Consider the following 19,035-nt stretch of genomic DNA (forward strand, 5'->3'; position numbering starts at 1 on the left):
TGCTAGCTCCATGTCGCAAATTCACAGTCCAACTGTAACCGGACTGACAACTTCAATACTGTTTCCAAACCCTTTTCAAAGTTTGAACACTTCCTTGATACGCATTGAAACGCTGCTGTTTTTTATCGCGAAACACCTGTTTCCATTCAGGTGTCGTTGCCGACGATGCAGGTGTCAATGCAACAAGCGTGCACAAAGCGGTAACCGAATGTCATTTTTTCGTGAAAACCGTTACGGACGTGTAAAAACCGCATAAGCACGGGCTTTTTACGCCGTTTGGTTTGGGCTTGACGCGGCGGTGTTACCCCTGTTCGGTGGTGCATAAAACCTGTGCGAGGGGAAAACGTTACCGGTTCACCCTCATGAGTGGGTAATCGGCGGATCCCTTTGAGGCACAAGTGGGTCATTTTGGTGCGTCCCGGTGAGGCCCGGTTTAGCGTAGCTCAAATATTCGACCGCCTCGAAAGAGTGCATGTTTTTTCATCACTGGCGCCGGCGCTTTGCTGCATTCGTCGTGAAGCCGTGCGCATTCGAAGGTATGCTGGGCGCCTGAACCTGACTTGCCGAACGGAGTGCCCGCGGTGTTCGCCCTAGATCAACGCCTGCAACAAGACACACTGGTCATCGGGGACTTCCCGCTGTGCCGCCTGCTGCTGTCCAATGACTCAAACTACCCGTGGTTCATCCTGGTGCCACGCATCAACGCTATCAGCGAAGTGTTTCAACTGGATGTCGCCGACCAGCAGCGTTTGTGGCAAGAGACGACTGCCCTGGCCCAGTTGCTGAATGAAGGCTTGGCCGCCGACAAGATGAACATCGGCGCCCTGGGCAATGTGGTCAGCCAGTTGCACGTGCATGTGATCGTGCGCAAGCGCGACGATGCTGCCTGGCCGGCGCCGGTATGGGGCAAGCATCCGGCGCAGCCTTACACCGATGAGCAAGTCGCTGCCATCCGCGCCCGTCTGCGCGAGCTGTTGCCTGCCGACTTCATTTTCAACCAGGGCTGAATCATGGACCTGCAAGACCGCGTCACCGACCTGGAAAGCCGACTGGCCTTCCAGGACGACACCATCGAGACCCTCAATGACATCCTCGTCACGCAGCAGCGTGCTGTAGAGCGCCTGCAATTGCAGATGACCGCGCTGCTCAAGCGCCAGGAAGAAATGGGCGGCCAATTCGAAACCTCCGAAGAAGAAGCGCCGCCGCCTCACTATTGATAGCCACGCATAAAAAAACCGCGACCCAGCCAGGCTGGATCGCGGTTTTTTGCTGCGAACGCAGGTATCAGCGGCGCGGCAGTGCAGCGATCACGTCTTCGGCCTGCAGGCCTTTGTCGCGATTCATCACGGAGAACTCCACGCGCTGGCCTTCCACCAGGACGCGATGGCCTTCGCCGCGAATGGCCCGGAAGTGGACGAAGATATCGTCGCCCGAATCACGGGAAATAAAGCCGAAGCCTTTGGATGTGTTGAACCACTTGACGGTACCGGTATCCCGATTGGTCATGTCGTAGGTTTGCGACGAGGCCGCAGGGGACGAACGGTAGAAGCTGATGGCCAGGTGAAGAACGATGGCGACCACAGCAATCACCAGGCTGAGCAGGATGGCCGGGTGGCCGCCGACTTCAGGCATGGGTGCCAGGAGGGTGAGGGTTTGTACGACAACGGTCAGTACCAGCAGCGCGCTGACCAGGTTTTGCAGTTGATGACGTGGGCCTTTGTTCCAGTAAGGGATCACCGGTGCCAGCGTCAGGTTAAGAAGGCCGAACATGGCCAGGTACAGAGCGTCGTGTTGTTCCAGATACGGCAGGCTTTCAGGCTGCAGGCTCGGGATAAAGGACAGCAGCAAAGCTGCAACGCCCGTTAGCAGGTGGACGATTTTCAACATTTTGATTAACTCACGTTAAGACGGATCACAAGGAAGAGCTGACTGGCACGGTTCGCTTCTGAACAATGGGAGGCGTTGGGCACGTGCGCGGGGTATCAGCCTATGCCGCTGCCGCAGAAAGTAACGGCGGCGACACGCCATCTATTTAACAGCAAAGGCTGTGCCTACTCAAATCAAGCATTTCGGGGTATTGCAAGGGCGATGGCATTTCTGCAGCAAACGCTTGTCCTAGACGTGTGCAGTTTTTTCAAACGGCCAGCAGAGAAATTTCCTACTTGCCTCAAAGGCTTGGGTTGTGCCGGTCGACAGGGCGCACCGGGGCGAATTGCCGCGCCGGGCTGCGCATCACCGGCACTCTTGCTAGAGTGGTCCTGCACCTGATCAATGAATGCTTGTCAATTGAAGGGGATAAACATGGCAATCGATATCGGTATCAGTGAAGAAGATCGTAAATCCATCGTCGACGGGCTTTCGCGACTGCTTTCCGATACCTATGTTCTGTATCTGAAAACCCACAACTTCCATTGGAACGTCACGGGTCCCATGTTCCGCACGCTGCACTTGATGTTCGAAGAGCAGTACAACGAGCTGGCCCTGGCCGTGGACTCCATTGCCGAGCGTATCCGTGCCCTGGGGTTCCCGGCGCCGGGTGCCTACTCCATCTATGCCCGTCTTTCTTCCATCAAGGAAGAAGAAGGCGTGCCCAGCGCCGAAGAGATGATCAAGCAACTGGTGGCTGGCCAGGAAGCGGTCACCCGCACCGCGCGCGGTATCTTCCCGTTGCTCGACAAGGTCAGCGATGAGCCGACGGCCGACCTGCTGACCCAGCGTATGCAGGTGCATGAGAAAACCGCGTGGATGCTGCGTTCCCTGCTTGAAAATCAGTAAACGCTGACCTTGAGTGGCGCCACCCTGGCGCCGCTCGCTTGTTTCCGCGCATTTCCTGGCGTTGTCCTACGCCGATCAACGCCGCGTCTTCTGGCTGCCTCCCGCTCCCTGCTGTCTTATAGGCCCATTGCCCAATGGGACCACCCATGGGCGGTTGTTTGGCAATGGAGTGTCAGGTGTATGTCACGCGGAGTGGGTAATGGAGTGATGGAAACCGGTGGTTTTCATAAGATAAAGATCGACCCGTTTGCAAAAGGGTTCGATATGGGACTGGCCAAGCCGCTGTCCCGATCGGTAAGGCTCAATGGATTTTCCACGTGCCTGCGGCTGGAGCAGATCTATTGGAATATCCTCACGGAAATCGCCAGGATCAATGCCTGCTCAGTCAGTGCGTTGCTGTCTTATGTCGATCGGGAAGTGCACTTGCGTTATGGCGGGGTGAAGAACTTCAGTGGGTTGGTCAGGGTGGTTTGTGTGGTGCACGTCCTGAAAGGGCGTGCTGAACCCGCCTGTTCACCGGTATAGCCACCGGGCTTCGGGGCCGGCCCTCTATCATGGCGGGCAGGGCCCCGGGCAGAATGCCGGCTGCGCTGCCTCGATTTACCGGATATAATCCCGCGCTTTGCTACGCATGCTGCGGACCCGTAGGGCAGGCGTGGCGCAGTAACGTTCTGATCGCCGAGACATCGCCATGCCCATGTACGACTACCAATGTGCTTCCTGCGGTCATCAGTTGGAAGCCATTCAGAAGATCAGCGCAGCGCCGCTGGTCGATTGCCCAGCCTGCCAGGCACCGGAACTCAAGAAGATGTTGTCCATGCCGGGCTTCCGCTTGAGCGGCAATGGCTGGTACGAGACCGATTTCAAGACCGGCTCGAAGAAGAACCTGGCCGGCGGCGACAAAGCAGACTGAGTTGAACTCTACGCGCAGGCTCCTGCATTATCCGTCCCCTGCTTTAATGTACGGTGACGAGGCAGGCCTCCACCGAATTTCGAATTACGAGAAGTGAAACCACTACCATGATGCGCAGCCATTATTGCGGCCAACTGAACGAGACCCTGGAAGGTCAGGAAATCACCCTTTGCGGATGGGTTCACCGTCGCCGCGACCACGGCGGGGTGATCTTCCTCGATATCCGTGATCGTGATGGTCTGGCCCAAGTGGTGTTCGACCCGGATCGCGCCGCAAGCTTCGCCGCCGCCGACCGCGTGCGCAGCGAATACGTTGTGAAGATCACCGGCAAGGTTCGCCTGCGTCCGGCGGGTGCCGTGAACAAGAACATGGCGTCCGGCGGCATCGAAGTGCTGGGCTATGAGCTGGAAGTGCTGAACGAGTCGGAAACCCCGCCGTTCCCACTCAACGAATACTCTGACGTGGGCGAAGAGACCCGCCTGCGCTATCGCTTCCTGGACCTGCGTCGTCCGGAAATGGCCGAGAAGCTGCGCCTGCGTTCGCGCATGACCACCAGCATCCGTCGTTTCCTTGACGAAAACGGTTTCCTGGACGTAGAAACGCCGATCCTGACCCGGGCCACCCCGGAAGGCGCGCGTGACTACCTGGTGCCTAGCCGTACCCACGCCGGTTCGTTCTTCGCCCTGCCGCAATCGCCTCAGCTGTTCAAGCAACTGCTGATGGTCGCCGGCTTCGACCGCTACTACCAGATCGCTAAGTGCTTCCGCGACGAAGACCTGCGCGCTGACCGCCAGCCTGAATTCACCCAGATCGACATCGAGACCAGCTTCCTCGATGAAAAAGAAATCATGGGCCTGACCGAACAGATGATCCGCAACCTGTTCAAGGAAGTGCTGGACCTGGAGTTCGGCGACTTCCCGCACATGACCTTCGAAGAAGCCATGCGCCGCTACGGCTCCGACAAGCCAGACCTGCGTAACCCGCTGGAACTGGTGGACGTGGCCGACCAACTCAAAGAAGTCGACTTCAAGGTGTTCAGCGGCCCGGCCAACGACCCTAAATGCCGCATCGCCGCCCTGCGCGTGCCAGGCGGCGCGAGCATGCCGCGCAAGCAGATCGACGACTACACCAAGTTCGTCGGCATCTATGGTGCCAAGGGCCTGGCGTACATCAAGGTCAACGAGCGCGCCAATGGCGTTGACGGCCTGCAATCGCCGATCGTTAAAAACATTCCGCTGGACAACCTGAACGCGATCCTCGATCGCGTCGGTGCAGTCGACGGTGACATCGTGTTCTTCGGCGCCGACAAGGCCAAGATCGTCAGCGAAGCCCTGGGCGCACTGCGCATCAAGCTGGGTCACGACTTGAACCTGCTGACCTGCGAATGGGCTCCGATGTGGGTCGTTGACTTCCCGATGTTCGAAGAGAACGACGACGGCAGCTTCAGCGCCTTGCACCACCCGTTCACCGCGCCGAAGTGCTCGCCGGCCGAGCTGGAAGCCAACCCGGCTGGCGCGCTGTCCCGGGCCTATGACATGGTGCTCAACGGCACCGAACTGGGTGGCGGTTCGATCCGTATCCACCGCAAAGAGATGCAGCAAGCGGTCTTCCGCCTGTTGGGCATCAACGAAGCGGAACAGGAAGAGAAGTTCGGCTTCCTGCTCGACGCCCTGAAATACGGCGCGCCGCCGCACGGTGGCTTGGCGTTCGGCCTGGACCGTCTGGTGATGCTGATGACCGGCGCCCAGTCGATCCGTGAAGTGATCGCCTTCCCGAAAACCCAGAGCGCTGCGGACGTCATGACCCAGGCTCCAGGTGTGGTGGATGCCAAGGCACTGCGCGAGCTGCACATCCGTCTGCGCGAGACGCCGAAGGCTGAGTAAGGCTGCTGCGTGAAAGCGCACTGAGGTTTACGCAGTCTAAAAAGGCGCATCTTCGGATGCGCCTTTGCGTTACAAGGGTTGCATTCTGCCTGGGGCGGAATTGATAAGGTTTCTAGAGAATTTTTGGAGTTGTGTTATGGCTGGCCATTCCAAGTGGGCGAACATCAAGCACCGCAAAGAGCGTCAGGATGCCAAGAAAGGCAAGATCTTCACCAAGTGGATCCGCGAGCTGACCGTCGCCGCTCGCCAGGGCGGAGGGGACCCGGGCTCCAACCCGCGTCTGCGCCTGGCGTTGGACAAGGCCCTGGGTGCCAACATGAGCCGCGACATCATCGACCGTGCCGTGGCCCGTGGCGCCGGTGCGGCCGATACCGACGATATGGTCGAGCTGAGCTACGAAGGCTACGGCCCGGGGGGCGTGGCGGTGATGGTCGAGTGCATGACCGACAACCGCAACCGTACTGCCGCCGCTGTGCGCCACGCATTCAGCAAATGTGGTGGCAACCTCGGCACTGACGGTTCGGTGGCTTACCTGTTCGAGCGCAAGGGGCAGATTACCTTCGCGCCGGGCACCGATGAAGATGCGCTGATGGAAGCGGCGATGGAGGCGGATGCCGACGACGTGGTGACCAACGAAGACGGTTCAATCGACGTGTTCACCTCGTTCGCCAGCTTCTACGCCGTGCGTAATGCCCTGGAAGCCGCCGGTTTCAAAGGTACTGACGCGGAAATCGTGATGCTGCCGACCACCAGCGCCGAGCTGGACCTGGATGGCGCGCAGAAAGTGCTGAAGATGCTGGATATGCTCGAAGACCTGGATGATGTGCAGAACGTTTATTCGAATGCGGATATCCCAGAGTCTGTCGCCGAACAGCTAGGCTGAAGGGCGATGTAGTTTTAAATGTGGGAGGGGGCTTGCCCCCGATGGCGGTGGTTCAGTCGGTTGGGAGATAACCGACACACTGCCATCGGGGGCAAGCCCCCTCCCACATTGGTTAGTCTCTGTATGAAAAATTGTGTTTACCCAACCCGCAGGCGTTATGACTTTAATCCTAGGTATCGACCCCGGTTCGCGCATTACCGGTTTTGGCGTGGTGCAACAGACCCCGCGTGGCTGCGTGTATGTGGCTTCGGGCTGCATCCGCACCGGTGCGGGCGAGTTGGCCGAGCGCCTGCAGATCGTCTATCGCGGCGTGCGTGAAGTGATCCAGACCTACGGGCCGGTGACCATGGGCATCGAGAAGGTGTTCATGGCAAAGAATGCCGACTCCGCGTTGAAGCTTGGCCAGGCCCGCGGCGCTGCCATCGTGGCGGGCGCCGAGGAGGGCATGGAGATCGCCGAATACACTGCGACCCAGGTCAAGCAGGCCGTGGTCGGCACCGGGGCAGCCAACAAAGAGCAGGTGCAGATGATGGTCATGCACATGCTCAAGCTCACCGCCAAGCCGCAGATCGACGCCTCGGACGCCCTGGCTATTGCCATTTGTCATGCGCACACCCGCTCAAGCTTGCTGCCCCACGGCCTGGGTACGGCACGCAGTCGTGGCGGGCGCCTGCGTCTCTGATAGCATCAGCGCAATCGTTTTCCGGTCGGGCCTTGCTCTGACCCTAGCTTTAAGGATCTGAACCGTGATTGGACGCTTGCGCGGCACCCTGGCTGAAAAACAGCCGCCGCACCTGATTCTGGATGTAAATGGGTTGGGGTATGAGCTGGAAGTACCCATGACCACCCTGTATCGCCTACCGTCGGTCGGTGAGCCGATTACGCTGCACACCCACCTGGTGGTGCGCGAAGATGCGCAATTGCTCTATGGTTTTATTGGCAAGCGTGACCGCGACTTCTTCCGTGAGCTGATCCGCCTGAATGGCGTGGGGCCGAAACTGGCCCTGGCTCTGATGTCGAGCCTGGAAGTGGATGAGCTGGTGCGTGCCGTTTCGGCCCAGGACACCTCGGCGCTGACCAAGGTGCCAGGCGTCGGCAAGAAGACCGCCGAGCGCCTGCTGGTGGAGCTCAAGGACCGCTTCAAGGCCTGGGAAGTCGTACCGAGCATGTTTGCCCTCGTCCCGAACCAGCCGGACATGCCGGCCGGCCAGGTGGCGAGTGCCGAGAGCGATGCAGTCAGCGCGCTGATTTCCCTGGGTTACAAGCCGCAGGAAGCCAGCAAGGCCGTATCGGCCATCAAGGACAAGAACCTGAGCAGTGAAGACATGATCCGCCGCGCCCTGAAGGGAATGATTTAAGTGATTGAAGCTGATCGTCTGATTGCAGCCACCGGCCCGCGCGACCGTGAAGAGGTCCAGGACCGCGCCATCCGGCCCCTGAGCCTGGCCGAGTACATCGGCCAGCCCACCGTGCGCGAGCAGATGGAGTTGTTTATCCAGGCTGCACGCGGGCGCAATGAGTCCCTGGATCACACGTTGATCTTCGGCCCGCCAGGGTTGGGCAAGACCACGCTGGCGAATATTATTGCTCAGGAAATGGGCGTGTCGATCAAGTCCACCTCCGGTCCGGTGCTGGAGCGTCCGGGGGATCTGGCCGCATTACTGACCAACCTTGAACCCCACGATGTGCTGTTTATCGACGAGATCCACCGGCTCTCGCCGATCGTCGAAGAAGTGCTGTACCCGGCCATGGAAGACTTCCAGCTCGACATCATGATCGGCGAAGGCCCGGCGGCGCGCTCGATCAAGCTCGACCTGCCGCCGTTCACGCTGGTCGGTGCCACGACCCGTGCGGGCATGTTGACCAACCCGCTGCGAGACCGTTTCGGCATTGTTCAACGTCTAGAGTTCTATAGCACGGCTGACCTGGCGACCATTGTCAGCCGTTCGGCGAATATTCTCGGCTTGCCGCTGGACCCGGAAGGCGCGTTTGAAATTGCCCGTCGAGCCCGCGGCACGCCACGGATCGCCAACCGTTTGCTGCGTCGCGTGCGGGATTTTGCCGAGGTGCGGGCCAAGGGGCATATCACCAAGGCCGTGGCCGACCTGGCCTTGAACCTGCTGGATGTGGACGAGCATGGCTTCGATCACCAGGATCGGCGTCTACTCTTGACCATGATCGAGAAGTTCGACGGAGGGCCGGTGGGTGTCGATAGTCTGGCGGCGGCGATCAGTGAAGAGCGCCATACTATTGAGGACGTGCTGGAGCCGTACCTGATTCAGCAGGGTTACATCATGCGTACCCCAAGGGGCAGGGTGGTGACGCGCCACGCCTATCTGCACTTTGGGTTAAACATTCCGTCACGATTGGGCGAGATGCCTGTAGTAGACGAATTTCTCGATGCAGTGGACGATTAAAAGCTTCACGCCAGACGATTTATCCGAGGTTTGTGCTGTCCTAGTGGCTGGTGTCGTCATTCAGTCGGTAGAAAAGTTTCAGACAATGAAAAAACAGTTGCCCAGCCGGATTGGCAACCTGAGGAGTAAGCACTAGAGTATGCGCGCGCAAAACGGGGATCAGTCGTTCGCACATCGCTGTCGCGTTTATTACGAGGACACCGATGCCGGCGGCATCGTGTATTACGTCAACTACCTCAAGTTCATGGAGCGGGCTCGAACCGAGCGGCTACGGGAGCTGGGCTTTGCCCAATCCGAGCTGGCAGGGGAGGACCTGTTATTCGTCGTGCACTCCAGCGAGGCGCGGTATCACGCGCCGGCGCGGCTGGACGACGAGCTGTTGGTCAGCGCTGAAGTAATCGAATTGAACCGTGTCAGCCTGCGTTTCAAACAGCAGGTCAGGCGGGCAACGGATGCAACGCTGCTCTGTGAGGGGCAGTTCCTGGTGGCTTGTGTGCGCACCAATAGTTTGAAACCCCGGGCCATTCCCGAAGCTCTACGTGCGGCCTTTGCCGACGTAAGCGGCGCGGGTAAACAATCAAAGCAGGAGATTTAGCGTGGAACCTACCGTCGTCGACCATTCCTCCATGTGGAGCCTGGTCAGCAATGCCAGTGTTGTGGTTCAACTGGTCATGCTGACCCTGGTAGCCGCATCGGTTACCTCTTGGGTCATGATTTTTCAGCGCAGCAACCTGCTGCGTGCCGGTCGACGTGCCCTGGAGAGCTTTGAAGAGCGCTTCTGGTCGGGTATCGACCTGTCCAAGCTGTACCGCCAGGCTGGCAGCAACCCGGACCCGGATTCGGGCGTCGAGCAGATCTTCCGCGCCGGCTTCAAGGAATTCTCCCGTCTGCGCCAGCAGCCAGGCGTTGACCCGGAAGCGGTGATGGAAGGTGTGGCCCGTGCCATGCGCGTCGCCATTTCCCGTGAAGAAGAAAAGCTTGAGCAAAGCCTGCCGTTCCTTGCCACCGTCGGTTCCGTCAGCCCGTACATCGGCCTGTTCGGTACCGTGTGGGGGATCATGAACTCCTTCCGTGGCCTGGCCCAGGCCCAGCAAGCGACCCTGGCTACCGTGGCCCCGGGCATCGCCGAAGCCTTGATCGCTACCGCGATCGGCCTGTTTGCCGCTATCCCCGCAGTAATCGCCTACAACCGCTTCGCTGCCACCAGCGAAACGTTGATCGGCCGTTACTACACCTTCGCCGATGAGTTCCAGGCGATCCTGCACCGTAAAGTGCACACCAGCGAAGAATAAGCAGGTAATTCCCAATGGCTTTAATCGCTCGAGCTCGCAAAAAGCGCAAGCCGGTCGCCGAGATGAACGTAGTGCCTTACATCGACGTGATGCTGGTGCTGCTGGTTATCTTCATGGTGACCGCGCCGATGCTCAACCAGGGCGTGAAGGTTGATTTGCCCAAGGTTTCCAGTGAAGCCTTGCCGCAAGACAACAACACTCAAGTCCTGACCATTTCGATCAAGGCTGACAAGACCTATTACTGGAACCTTGGCAGCGAAGTTGACACGCAGAAGCAGCAAGACAAGGCTCTCACCTTGCCTGCTATGACCGATGCGGTGACCAAGATCATTCGCTCCGGCAACGAAGGCGGCAAGCACACCCAGGTGTTCATCCGTGGCGACAAATCGGTCGACTACGGCTCTGTCATGGGCGCCATGGGCGGGCTGCAGAAGGCCGGCGTGGGTAACGTTGGCTTGATTACCGAGGCGCCCTGATGCAGCAACAGCGAGAGCCGTCCGCCTCGGAAAGCTTCTTCTGGCCTAGCGTCTGGGCGATTGCCCTGCACGTCCTGGTGTTTGGCATGCTGTTCGTCAGCTTTGCCATGACCCCGGACCTGCCGCCAGCCAAGCCGATCGTGCAGGCGACCCTGTATCAGCTGAAATCGAAAAGCCAGGCCACCACCCAGACCAATCAGAAGATTGCAGGTGAGGCCCAGAAGTCGGCTGCACGCCAGACTGAAGTCGAACAGATGGAACAGAAGAAGGTCGAGCAGGAAGCGGTGAAGGCGGCTGCGGAACAAAAGAAAGAAGAGGCGGCTCAAAAGGCCGAGGAATCGAAAAAGGCTGATGAAGCCAAGAAGGCTGACGAGGCGAAAAAGGCTGATGAAGCCAAGAAAGCCGAGAAAGCTGCCGAAGCGAAAAAGGCCGAAGAGAAACAATTGGCTGATATAGCCAAGAAGAAATCTGAAGAAGAAGCCAAGAAGGCTGCCGAAGAAGAGGCCAAGAAAAAGGCCGCTGAAGACGCCAAGAAGAAAATAGTCGAAGACGCGAAGAAAAAAGCCGCCGAAGACGCCAAGAAAAAAGCTGAAGCAGACGAGGCGAAGAAAAAAGTCGCCGACGACGCGAAGAAGAAAGCTGCCGCTGACGCCCAGAAGAAAAAGGCCCAGGAAGCAGCGCGCAAGTCCGCCGAAGAGAAGAAGGCCCAGGCCTTGGCAGATTTGCTCTCCGACACGCCGCAGCGTCAGCAAGCCTTGGCCGATGAACGTGGTGATGAAGTCGCGGGCAGTTTCGATGACCTGATTCGGGCGCGGGCAGCAGAAGGCTGGACTCGTCCACCTTCGGCGCGCAAAGGCATGACAGTAGTGCTGCAGATCGGCATGTTGCCGGACGGTACGGTGACTTCGGTCAGCGTGGCCAAGTCCAGTGGTGACGGTTCGTTCGACAGTTCGGCGGTTGCCGCAGTCAAGAACATTGGCCGGTTGACCGAGATGCAGGGAATGAAACCAAGTGACTTCGCTCCCTATCGTTCATTCAAGATGACATTCACACCTGAGGATCTAGCCTTGTGAGAAACCTTCTTCGAGGAATGCTTGTCGTTATTTGCTGTATGGCAGGGATAGCGGCGGCGGATGAAAAGAACATCCTGGTCACCAGCGGTAGCGACCGGGCCACCCCGATCGCGGTAGTACCGTTCGGCTGGCAGGGCGGCAGCGTGCTGCCGGACGACATGGCCCAGATCGTCAGTGACGACCTGCGCAACTCCGGTTACTACGCGCCCATTCCAAAAGGCAACATGATCAGCCAGCCAAACCAGGCCAGCGAAGTCGTGTTCCGTGATTGGAAAGCGGTGGGTGCGCAGTACCTGATGGTCGGCAACATCACGCCGGCCGGCGGTCGCCTGCAAATCACCTACACCTTGTTCAACGTGGCGACCGAGCAGCAGGTCCTGACCGGCAGCGTCTCGGGCACTGCCGAGCAGATCCGCGACATGGCCCACTACATTTCGGACCAGTCGTTTGAAAAGCTCACCGGCATCAAGGGGGCTTTCTCGACGCGCCTGCTGTACGTAACGGCTGAGCGTTTCTCGGTGGACAACACTCGCTACACCTTGCAGCGTTCGGACTACGACGGTGCGCGCGCTGTAACCTTGCTGCAATCCCGTGAGCCAATCCTGTCGCCGCGTTTTGCGCCGGACGGCAAGCGCATTGCCTACGTGTCTTTCGAGCAGAAGCGTCCGCGTATCTTCGTCCAGCACATTGATACTGGCCGTCGTGAGCAGATCACCAACTTCGAAGGCCTCAACGGTGCGCCAGCGTGGTCACCGGATGGTTCGCGCCTGGCGTTCGTGCTGTCCAAAGACGGCAACCCGGACATCTACGTGATGAACATGGCCACGCGCCAGATCACTCGTGCAACCAGCGGTCCGGGTATCAATACCGAACCGTTCTGGGGCAAGGATGGTTCGACCATCTACTTCACCTCTGACCGAGGCGGCAAGCCACAGGTCTATAAGGCGAACGTGAATGGTGGCGGTGCAGAACGGGTTACTTTTATCGGTAACTACAACGCCAACCCTAAACTTTCGGCTGATGAAAAGACGTTGGTGATGATTCACCGTCAGGATGGTTTCACTAATTTCCGGGTTGCGGCCCAGGATTTGCAGCGCGGAACCGTAAAAATCCTTACAGATACCAACCTTGATGAGTCAGCCACTGTTGCGCCCAACGGCACCATGGTAATCTACGCCACCCGCCAGCAGGGCCGGGGAGTCTTGATGCTCGTGTCCATTAATGGACGCGTAAGGCTCCCACTTCCTACCGCACAAGGCGAAGTCAGAGAACCATCCTGGTCCCCTTACCTGAACTGACGCGGCGCTACAAAAAGATTTGCTTAACACACTGGGGTTCATTAGGAGTTTCACGATGGAAATGCTGAAGTTTGGTAAGTTTGCTGCTCTGGCTCTGGCTCTGTCCGTAGCCGTTGGTTGCTCGTCTAAAGGCGGCGACAATGCCGGTGAAGGCGCAGCTGTTGATCCAAACGCTGGTTACGGCGCTAACACTGGTGCGGTTGACGGCTCCCTGAGCGAAGAAGCTGCTCTGCGCGCTATCACCACTTTCTACTTCGAATACGACAGTTCGGACCTGAAACCAGAAGCCATGCGCGCTCTGGACGTTCACGCGAAGGACCTGAAAGCTAACGGCGCTCGCGTTGTTCTGGAAGGTAACACTGACGAACGTGGTACTCGTGAGTACAACATGGCACTGGGCGAGCGTCGTGCGAAAGCCGTTCAGCGCTACCTGGTACTGCAAGGTGTTGCTCCAGGCCAACTGGAACTGGTTTCCTACGGTAAAGAGCGTCCAGTTGCTACTGGCCACGACGAGCAGTCCTGGGCTCAAAACCGTCGCGTCGAACTGCGTAAGTAATTCGTCATGCGAACGTGCCGTCGTGCTCTGACTGTATTGGCTCTCAGCCTCGCACCGCTTGCGGTGTGGGCTGCGGTTCCTGTGGAAGATAGCAACTCTGGCTATAACAATAGCGGGAGCAGTTATCCGCCAGCGGGTTATGGCACGAACGGCGCCTATGCGGGGGGAGCGGCTACGTCCGCTCCCTCGGCACAGGGCGAACTGTTCAACCAGCTGCAACGCATGCAGGATCAAATCGCGCAGCAGCAAGGCGCTATTGAGGTACTGCAAAACCAGGTGAACCAGCTCAAGCAAGAAGGCCTGGAGCGTTACAAGGATCTTGATCAACGTATTGGAGCCGGCGTTCAACCTGCCGCAACTCCTGATAATTCTTCTGCCGGTGGCGCGCCTAGCGCTGCTGCCGGTGCAGCAGCAGGGGCGGCTGCCAGCCAAGCCCCTGCCGCGAGCAGCGAACCGGGTGATCCGGCGAAGGAAAAGCTGTATTACGATGCAGCCTTCGACCTGATCAAAGCCAAGGATTTCGACAAGGCCAGCCAGGCCTTTACCGCTTTCCTGCGCAAATACCCGAACAGCCAATACGCGGGCAACGCCCAGTACTGGTTAGGTGAAGTCAACCTGGCAAAGGGTGATCTACAGGGCGCGGGCCAGGCATTTGCCAAGGTCAGCCAGCTGTACCCCAAGCACGCCAAGGTGCCGGACTCGCTGTACAAACTCGCTGACGTAGAACGCCGCCTGGGTCATACCGACAAGGTCAAAGGCATTCTGCAACAGGTGGTGGCCCAGTATCCGGGGACTTCCGCTGCCCAGTTGGCCCAACGGGATCTGCAGCGCTTGTAAGCGACGTTTGCCCGTTTAGAAGAAACCCGCGCCTGGCGCGGGTTTTTTCGTTAGAATCCACGCCCTTTTATGAAACACGCTTTTTGGGGTCTACGCGTTGGCGGGGTCCCTTAAAGTGCCTGACGGAGGCGGACAGCCTGTTTAGCTGTTACGCCCGTGGCGACTATGCAAGACACATTACGTATTACCGAAGTTTTTTACTCGTTGCAGGGTGAAACGCGAACGGCCGGCCTGCCCACAGTATTTGTGCGTCTGACCGGTTGCCCCTTGCGTTGCCAGTACTGCGATAGCGCCTACGCCTTCAGTGGCGGCACGGTGCGCACCCTCGATGACATCCTGGAACAGGTTGCCGGCTACAAGCCGCGCTACGTCTGCGTGACCGGTGGTGAGCCGCTGGCCCAGCCCAATGCCATCCCATTGCTCAAGCAGCTGTGTGACGCCGGTTACGAGGTCTCCCTGGAAACCAGTGGCGCGCTGGATATCTCGGCGGTCGATCCGCGTGTAAGCCGCGTGGTGGATCTCAAGACCCCCGGCTCCAAGGAAGCGCACCGCAATCGCTACGAGAACATCGAATTGCTGACGGCCAACGATCAGGTCAAGTTCGTTATCTGTTCGCGCGATGACTACGACTGGGCGAACTCCAAGCTGATTCAGTACGGCCTTGATCGTCGCGCAGGCGAAGTATTGTTCTCGCCAAGCCACCATGATCTGAACGCGCGCGACCTTGCCGACTGGGTGGTGGCTGATAACCTGCCAGTCCGTCTGCAATTGCAACTGCATAAATACCTTTGGAACGACGAGCCAGGACGCTGAAATGACTGAACCAATGATTGATCAAAAACGCGCGGTAATCCTGCTGTCCGGTGGCCTGGACTCGGCAACCGTGGTGGCGATGGCGCAAGCTGAAGGTTATGCCTGCTACACCATGAGTTTCGACTACGGCCAGCGCCACCGCGCCGAACTGAACGCTGCTGCCCGCGTTGCCCGTGACATGGGGGTGGTCGAGCACAAGGTTATCGGTTTGAACCTCAATGGCATCGGCGGCTCGGCCCTCACTGACAGCAGCATCGATGTGCCGGAAACCCCCGGCGAAGGCATCCCGGTGACTTACGTACCAGCGCGTAATACCGTGTTCCTATCCCTCGCACTTGGCTGGGCAGAAGTGCTCAACGCCCGCGATATCTTTATCGGAGTCAATGCGGTGGATTATTCCGGCTACCCGGACTGCCGCCCAGAATTCGTCGAGTCATTCGAGCGCATGGCCAACCTGGCAACAAAGGCCGGTGTAGAAGGGCAGGGCTTCCGTATCCTGGCGCCGCTGCAAAACCTGAGCAAGGCTGACATCGTGAAGGCAGGTGTAGGACTTGGCGTCGATTATTCGCTGACGGTTTCCTGCTACCAGGCAGACGATGACGGCCGTGCTTGTGGGAAATGCGACAGCTGCCGACTGCGTGCAGAAGGCTTCCAAGCCGCCGGAATTACTGACCCAACGCGTTATTTCTGATTTATTTCAAATAAGGTGTTGAATAATCCTTAGAAATCAGTATTATACGCGCCACCACACAGCGGGTCGTTAGCTCAGTTGGTAGAGCAGTTGGCTTTTAACCAATTGGTCGTAGGTTCGAATCCCACACGACCCACCATTTTTGGCGGTTTAGAAAATCCGGAAGGCCCACGCAAGTGAGGATTTCCGGGTTTTTTTTTGCCTGTTTGAACACACCGAATGCCCCAAGCGTATGAAGCGCTTGGGGTTTTTTATATCTGAGCCATAACCAATCCGTGGTTAAAACCGGCTGGTCAGATTCGGGTGAAAAGGTCATTGCTGGAAACGAAAAAACAGCTAAAGTCATTGAAATGCATAGAATTGTCCGACAATTCAGTGCATGAAAAACTCTTCATAAACCCCTCGCTCGAACGTTGGTAGCTTCCCCATCGCTGCCCCATAATTCGAGTCCTAATAATGAATAACAAAACTCTTAAAGGCGCCTTGGCGCTTGCCGTTTCCCTTGCCTCAACCCCGTTGTTCGCCGGTGGTTTCGCGCTCAATGAACAAAGCATCAGTTCAATGGGTACGGGCTACGCCGGTCGTTCCTCCTCGGCCGAAGACGCCAGCACGGTGTTCGGCAACCCCGCCGGCATGTCGCGTCTGAAGCAGAATGAAGTCAGCCTCGGTGCGACTTACCTCGATGCCAAATCCAACATCAAGGACGCCAGTTCCTCGCAGTTCGGTGCCGACAACCCAGGCACCAACAAGGGCGATATGGTGCCCGGCATTGCCGTGCCGATGGGCTACCTGGTCACGCCCATTGATGAGCACTGGGCATTCGGCCTGGGCATCTACGCGCCGTTCGGCCTGGTGACCGACTATGAACACAGCTTCCAGGGCAATGGCTTTGGCAACAAGAGCAAGGTCCAGGTCATCACCGTGCAACCGACGGTCAGCTATGCCTTCAACGATAAAGTGTCGGTGGGCTTTGGCCCGACCTTCAACCGCATCAGTGGCGAGCTGGATTCCAATGTGCCGCTGGGTGGCGGCGCCGGCGAAAGTGTGAAAGTCAAAGGTGACGACAACGCTACCGGGTTCAACGCCGGTCTCCTGGTGCAGCCTCTTGAGAGCACGCGCATCGGTGTGACCTACCACTCGCAGGTGGTCTACCACCTCAGCGGCAAGACCCATGCCTCCGGCTTGATTTCCGATGCCTTCGACGGTGGGCCGCAGAAGTATGACGCCAGCCTGGACGTGACCACGCCGTCATCGGTGGATTTCTCGGTAACCCATCAACTGAATGACGACTGGACCTTGTACCTTGGCAGCACCTATACCCGCTGGAGTCAGTTGAAAAAGATCACCATCAATAACGATGGAGTCTCCGACCTCACTGCTCAATTCGGTGGCCTGGGCGCCATCACAGAGCAGCAGCACTGGCATGACACCTGGTCTCACGCGATCGGTGCGGCCTATCGGGTCAACAAAGAACTCGTACTGCGGACCGGTCTCTCGGTGGACCAGACGCCTACCAACAACACCGACCGCTCCGTGCGGATTCCCACGGGGGACCGCACCGTTTTCAGCCTGGGTGCCGGCTGGACGCCCGTCGATAACCTGACCTTCGATGTGGCGTATTCCTACCTCAAGGAAGAGCCGATCAAGGTGCGGCAGAACCTTTCCCAGGTTGGCCTGACCTACGATGCGAAGTATGAAAACAGCGCCAACGGGGTTGGTGGTTCGGTGACTTACCGTTTTTGATGAACAACCGGCGGTAAACGCAGGAAACCCCAAGCGGGGTTTCCTTTTTTTTGCTCCACGAAGGCGCAGGCGAGTACCAGATTAGGCTTTTGAAACCATTCGATATTCTGTAGCCTTGCCGAGCTTCACCTTAACCCGTGCTTGATGAACACAATCACTTCGTCCGGCGGTGCCCGAAGGGCTCCAGAGCCGGTGGTACACTCGACTTTCGCGCAACTGCGCCTGCAGGTCTTGCGAACATGACGCAAATTTCCGAACGCCTTCTGGTTCAAGCCCACCTCGACGCCAAGCAGCCCAAGGCCCTCAGCGCCGATGAAGAGGCGAGCCTGCGCACTGCCATCGCCGCCGAGCTCAAGGCTCAGGATGCGGTGCTGGTTGCCCACTTCTACTGTGATCCGGTTATCCAGGCCCTGGCCGAAGAAACCGGTGGCTGTGTCTCCGACTCCTTGGAAATGGCCCGCTTCGGCGCCGCTCACCCGGCCAAGACAGTCTTGGTCGCTGGCGTACGTTTCATGGGCGAGACTGCCAAGATCCTCACGCCTGAAAAGCGCATCCTCATGCCCACCCTGGAAGCCACCTGCTCCCTGGACCTGGGCTGCCCAGTCGATGAGTTTTCGGCGTTCTGCGACCAGCATCCCGAACGCACCGTGGTGGTGTATGCCAACACCTCGGCGGCGGTCAAAGCCCGGGCGGATTGGGTGGTGACGTCAAGCTGCGCGCTGGAAATCGTCGAAAGCCTGATGGACAACGGCGAGACAATCATCTGGGGGCCAGACAAGCACCTGGGCACATACATCCAGCGCCAGACCGGTGCCGATATGTTGCTGTGGGACGGTGCCTGCATCGTCCACGAAGAATTCAAATCCAAGCAGTTGGAAGACATGAAGGCGCTTTACCCGGATGCAGCCATTCTGGTGCATCCGGAGTCGCCGACCTCGGTGATCGAACTGGCGGATGCCGTGGGTTCTACCAGCCAGCTGATTGCCGCGGCCCAGCGCCTGCCGAACAAGACGTTTATCGTCGCCACCGACCGCGGCATCTTTTACAAGATGCAGCAGCTGTGCCCGGACAAGGTCTTCGTCGAAGCGCCTACCGCCGGTAACGGCGCGGCGTGCCGTAGTTGCGCGCACTGCCCGTGGATGGCGATGAACACGCTGGAGCGCACGTTGCAGTGTCTGCGTGAGGGCAGTAACGAGATATTCGTCGAGCCTTCGGTGATCCCGCAGGCAGTACGCCCGCTCAAGCGCATGTTGGATTTCACCCAGGCGGCGCGGCTGAAGCGGGCCGGTAACGCATAGTCGAACGCGGTAAAAAATGTGGGAGGGGGCTTGCCCCCGATAGCAGTGGATCAGTTAATACACCTGTGACTGACACACTGCTATCGG

The 19,035-nt window shown here is 58.5% G+C and carries 22 protein-coding genes and 1 tRNA gene; 22 read left to right on the top strand and 1 reads right to left on the bottom strand.

The genetic code is table 11. The features are described 5' to 3' along the window. Positions 1–581 precede the first annotated feature (581 nt). Positions 582–1,007, top strand: coding sequence for an HIT domain-containing protein (locus tag NL123_RS06260; RefSeq protein ID WP_071489388.1), 426 nt, complete (start codon positions 582–584; stop codon positions 1,005–1,007). A gap of 3 nt (positions 1,008–1,010) precedes the next feature. After that, positions 1,011–1,217, top strand: coding sequence for a SlyX family protein (locus NL123_RS06265; RefSeq protein WP_015885618.1), 207 nt, complete (start codon positions 1,011–1,013; stop codon positions 1,215–1,217). 67 nt (positions 1,218–1,284) lie between these two features. Here the strand turns inward: NL123_RS06265 and NL123_RS06270 are convergent, their stop codons facing one another. Next, entirely contained in the window at positions 1,285–1,887 is a 603-nt protein-coding gene (locus NL123_RS06270; protein ID WP_058423272.1) for a cold-shock protein, read from the bottom strand. A gap of 414 nt (positions 1,888–2,301) precedes the next feature. Between NL123_RS06270 and NL123_RS06275 the strand changes: the two genes are divergently transcribed. The 20 genes from NL123_RS06275 to nadA all read left to right on the top strand — a co-directional run bounded on the left by NL123_RS06275 (position 2,302) and on the right by nadA (position 18,948). After that, positions 2,302–2,775 carry a Dps family protein gene (locus tag NL123_RS06275; protein ID WP_003193874.1) on the top strand — a complete coding sequence of 158 codons (474 nt, stop codon included), beginning with the start codon at positions 2,302–2,304 and terminating at the stop codon, positions 2,773–2,775. 180 nt (positions 2,776–2,955) lie between these two features. Beyond that, positions 2,956–3,300 carry a ribbon-helix-helix domain-containing protein gene (locus tag NL123_RS06280; protein ID WP_071496533.1) on the top strand — a complete coding sequence of 115 codons (345 nt, stop codon included), beginning with the start codon at positions 2,956–2,958 and terminating at the stop codon, positions 3,298–3,300. Positions 3,301–3,466: 166 nt separating this feature from the next. Continuing rightward, positions 3,467–3,688, top strand: a complete 222-nt coding sequence (locus NL123_RS06285; protein ID WP_003209804.1) for an FmdB family zinc ribbon protein — start codon at positions 3,467–3,469, stop codon at positions 3,686–3,688. Positions 3,689–3,795: 107 nt separating this feature from the next. Beyond that, positions 3,796–5,571 carry an aspartate--tRNA ligase gene (aspS, locus tag NL123_RS06290; RefSeq protein ID WP_248484035.1) on the top strand — a complete coding sequence of 592 codons (1,776 nt, stop codon included), beginning with the start codon at positions 3,796–3,798 and terminating at the stop codon, positions 5,569–5,571. A 136-nt stretch (positions 5,572–5,707) separates the two neighbouring features. After that, positions 5,708–6,454, top strand: a complete 747-nt coding sequence (locus NL123_RS06295) for a YebC/PmpR family DNA-binding transcriptional regulator (RefSeq protein WP_071489392.1) — start codon at positions 5,708–5,710, stop codon at positions 6,452–6,454. A 157-nt stretch (positions 6,455–6,611) separates the two neighbouring features. Beyond that, complete coding sequence (gene ruvC, locus NL123_RS06300) at positions 6,612–7,136, top strand: crossover junction endodeoxyribonuclease RuvC (protein ID WP_025854762.1); 525 nt, start codon at positions 6,612–6,614, stop codon at positions 7,134–7,136. A gap of 64 nt (positions 7,137–7,200) precedes the next feature. Then, positions 7,201–7,812, top strand: coding sequence for a Holliday junction branch migration protein RuvA (gene ruvA / locus NL123_RS06305; protein ID WP_003175802.1), 612 nt, complete (start codon positions 7,201–7,203; stop codon positions 7,810–7,812). After that, a complete protein-coding gene (gene ruvB, locus NL123_RS06310) occupies positions 7,813–8,871 on the top strand; it encodes a Holliday junction branch migration DNA helicase RuvB (protein ID WP_122758512.1) in 1,059 nt (352 codons plus the stop codon). It abuts the gene before it with no gap. Between the two features lie 139 nt (positions 8,872–9,010). Continuing rightward, positions 9,011–9,466: a tol-pal system-associated acyl-CoA thioesterase gene (gene ybgC, locus NL123_RS06315; RefSeq protein WP_025854760.1), complete on the top strand. Its 456-nt coding sequence runs from the start codon at positions 9,011–9,013 to the stop codon at positions 9,464–9,466. A 1-nt stretch (position 9,467) separates the two neighbouring features. Further along, positions 9,468–10,163, top strand: coding sequence for a protein TolQ (gene tolQ / locus NL123_RS06320; RefSeq protein WP_015885609.1), 696 nt, complete (start codon positions 9,468–9,470; stop codon positions 10,161–10,163). A 23-nt stretch (positions 10,164–10,186) separates the two neighbouring features. Beyond that, the gene (gene tolR / locus NL123_RS06325) at positions 10,187–10,639 is read left to right on the top strand and encodes a protein TolR (protein ID WP_161793227.1); all 453 of its coding nucleotides are present in this window, start codon (positions 10,187–10,189) and stop codon (positions 10,637–10,639) included. Next, a complete protein-coding gene (gene tolA / locus NL123_RS06330) occupies positions 10,639–11,712 on the top strand; it encodes a cell envelope integrity protein TolA (RefSeq protein WP_071496535.1) in 1,074 nt (357 codons plus the stop codon). Before tolR ends, tolA begins: the two co-directional genes overlap by 1 nt. Before the next feature lie 17 nt (positions 11,713–11,729). Continuing rightward, positions 11,730–13,010: a Tol-Pal system beta propeller repeat protein TolB gene (gene tolB / locus NL123_RS06335; RefSeq protein WP_071496536.1), complete on the top strand. Its 1,281-nt coding sequence runs from the start codon at positions 11,730–11,732 to the stop codon at positions 13,008–13,010. Between the two features lie 55 nt (positions 13,011–13,065). Next, on the top strand, positions 13,066–13,566 hold the full coding sequence (gene pal, locus NL123_RS06340) for a peptidoglycan-associated lipoprotein Pal (protein ID WP_003209827.1): 501 nt from the start codon (positions 13,066–13,068) through the stop codon (positions 13,564–13,566). A gap of 6 nt (positions 13,567–13,572) precedes the next feature. Further along, a complete protein-coding gene (gene ybgF, locus NL123_RS06345) occupies positions 13,573–14,403 on the top strand; it encodes a tol-pal system protein YbgF (protein WP_058423266.1) in 831 nt (276 codons plus the stop codon). Between the two features lie 165 nt (positions 14,404–14,568). Further along, complete coding sequence (gene queE / locus NL123_RS06350; RefSeq protein ID WP_025854757.1) at positions 14,569–15,216, top strand: 7-carboxy-7-deazaguanine synthase QueE; 648 nt, start codon at positions 14,569–14,571, stop codon at positions 15,214–15,216. A gap of 16 nt (positions 15,217–15,232) precedes the next feature. Continuing rightward, the gene (gene queC, locus NL123_RS06355; protein ID WP_058423303.1) at positions 15,233–15,907 is read left to right on the top strand and encodes a 7-cyano-7-deazaguanine synthase QueC; all 675 of its coding nucleotides are present in this window, start codon (positions 15,233–15,235) and stop codon (positions 15,905–15,907) included. A gap of 63 nt (positions 15,908–15,970) precedes the next feature. Then, positions 15,971–16,046: transfer RNA gene (locus NL123_RS06360), tRNA-Lys, on the top strand. A gap of 317 nt (positions 16,047–16,363) precedes the next feature. Continuing rightward, positions 16,364–17,650: an OmpP1/FadL family transporter gene (locus NL123_RS06365; RefSeq protein WP_494357421.1), complete on the top strand. Its 1,287-nt coding sequence runs from the start codon at positions 16,364–16,366 to the stop codon at positions 17,648–17,650. A 239-nt stretch (positions 17,651–17,889) separates the two neighbouring features. After that, positions 17,890–18,948, top strand: a complete 1,059-nt coding sequence (gene nadA / locus NL123_RS06370) for a quinolinate synthase NadA (protein ID WP_248484030.1) — start codon at positions 17,890–17,892, stop codon at positions 18,946–18,948. Positions 18,949–19,035: the final 87 nt, after the last annotated feature.

The organism is Pseudomonas sp. FBCC-B1565 (assembly GCF_059133265.1).

Excerpts from the sequence above, each read along its gene's own strand:
- NL123_RS06265 (WP_015885618.1), top strand. The coding sequence starts at position 1,011 with ATGGACCTGCAAGACCGCGTCACCGACCTGGAAAGCCGACTGGCCTTC.
- NL123_RS06270 (WP_058423272.1), bottom strand. The coding sequence starts at position 1,887 with ATGTTGAAAATCGTCCACCTGCTAACGGGCGTTGCAGCTTTGCTGCTG.
- NL123_RS06275 (WP_003193874.1), top strand. The coding sequence starts at position 2,302 with ATGGCAATCGATATCGGTATCAGTGAAGAAGATCGTAAATCCATCGTC.
- NL123_RS06280 (WP_071496533.1), top strand. The coding sequence starts at position 2,956 with ATGTCACGCGGAGTGGGTAATGGAGTGATGGAAACCGGTGGTTTTCAT.
- NL123_RS06285 (WP_003209804.1), top strand. The coding sequence starts at position 3,467 with ATGCCCATGTACGACTACCAATGTGCTTCCTGCGGTCATCAGTTGGAA.
- aspS (WP_248484035.1), top strand. The coding sequence starts at position 3,796 with ATGATGCGCAGCCATTATTGCGGCCAACTGAACGAGACCCTGGAAGGT.
- NL123_RS06295 (WP_071489392.1), top strand. The coding sequence starts at position 5,708 with ATGGCTGGCCATTCCAAGTGGGCGAACATCAAGCACCGCAAAGAGCGT.
- ruvC (WP_025854762.1), top strand. The coding sequence starts at position 6,612 with ATGACTTTAATCCTAGGTATCGACCCCGGTTCGCGCATTACCGGTTTT.
- ybgC (WP_025854760.1), top strand. The coding sequence starts at position 9,011 with ATGCGCGCGCAAAACGGGGATCAGTCGTTCGCACATCGCTGTCGCGTT.
- tolA (WP_071496535.1), top strand. The coding sequence starts at position 10,639 with ATGCAGCAACAGCGAGAGCCGTCCGCCTCGGAAAGCTTCTTCTGGCCT.
- tolB (WP_071496536.1), top strand. The coding sequence starts at position 11,730 with ATGCTTGTCGTTATTTGCTGTATGGCAGGGATAGCGGCGGCGGATGAA.
- pal (WP_003209827.1), top strand. The coding sequence starts at position 13,066 with ATGGAAATGCTGAAGTTTGGTAAGTTTGCTGCTCTGGCTCTGGCTCTG.
- ybgF (WP_058423266.1), top strand. The coding sequence starts at position 13,573 with ATGCGAACGTGCCGTCGTGCTCTGACTGTATTGGCTCTCAGCCTCGCA.
- queE (WP_025854757.1), top strand. The coding sequence starts at position 14,569 with ATGCAAGACACATTACGTATTACCGAAGTTTTTTACTCGTTGCAGGGT.
- NL123_RS06365 (WP_494357421.1), top strand. The coding sequence starts at position 16,364 with ATGAATAACAAAACTCTTAAAGGCGCCTTGGCGCTTGCCGTTTCCCTT.
- nadA (WP_248484030.1), top strand. The coding sequence starts at position 17,890 with ATGACGCAAATTTCCGAACGCCTTCTGGTTCAAGCCCACCTCGACGCC.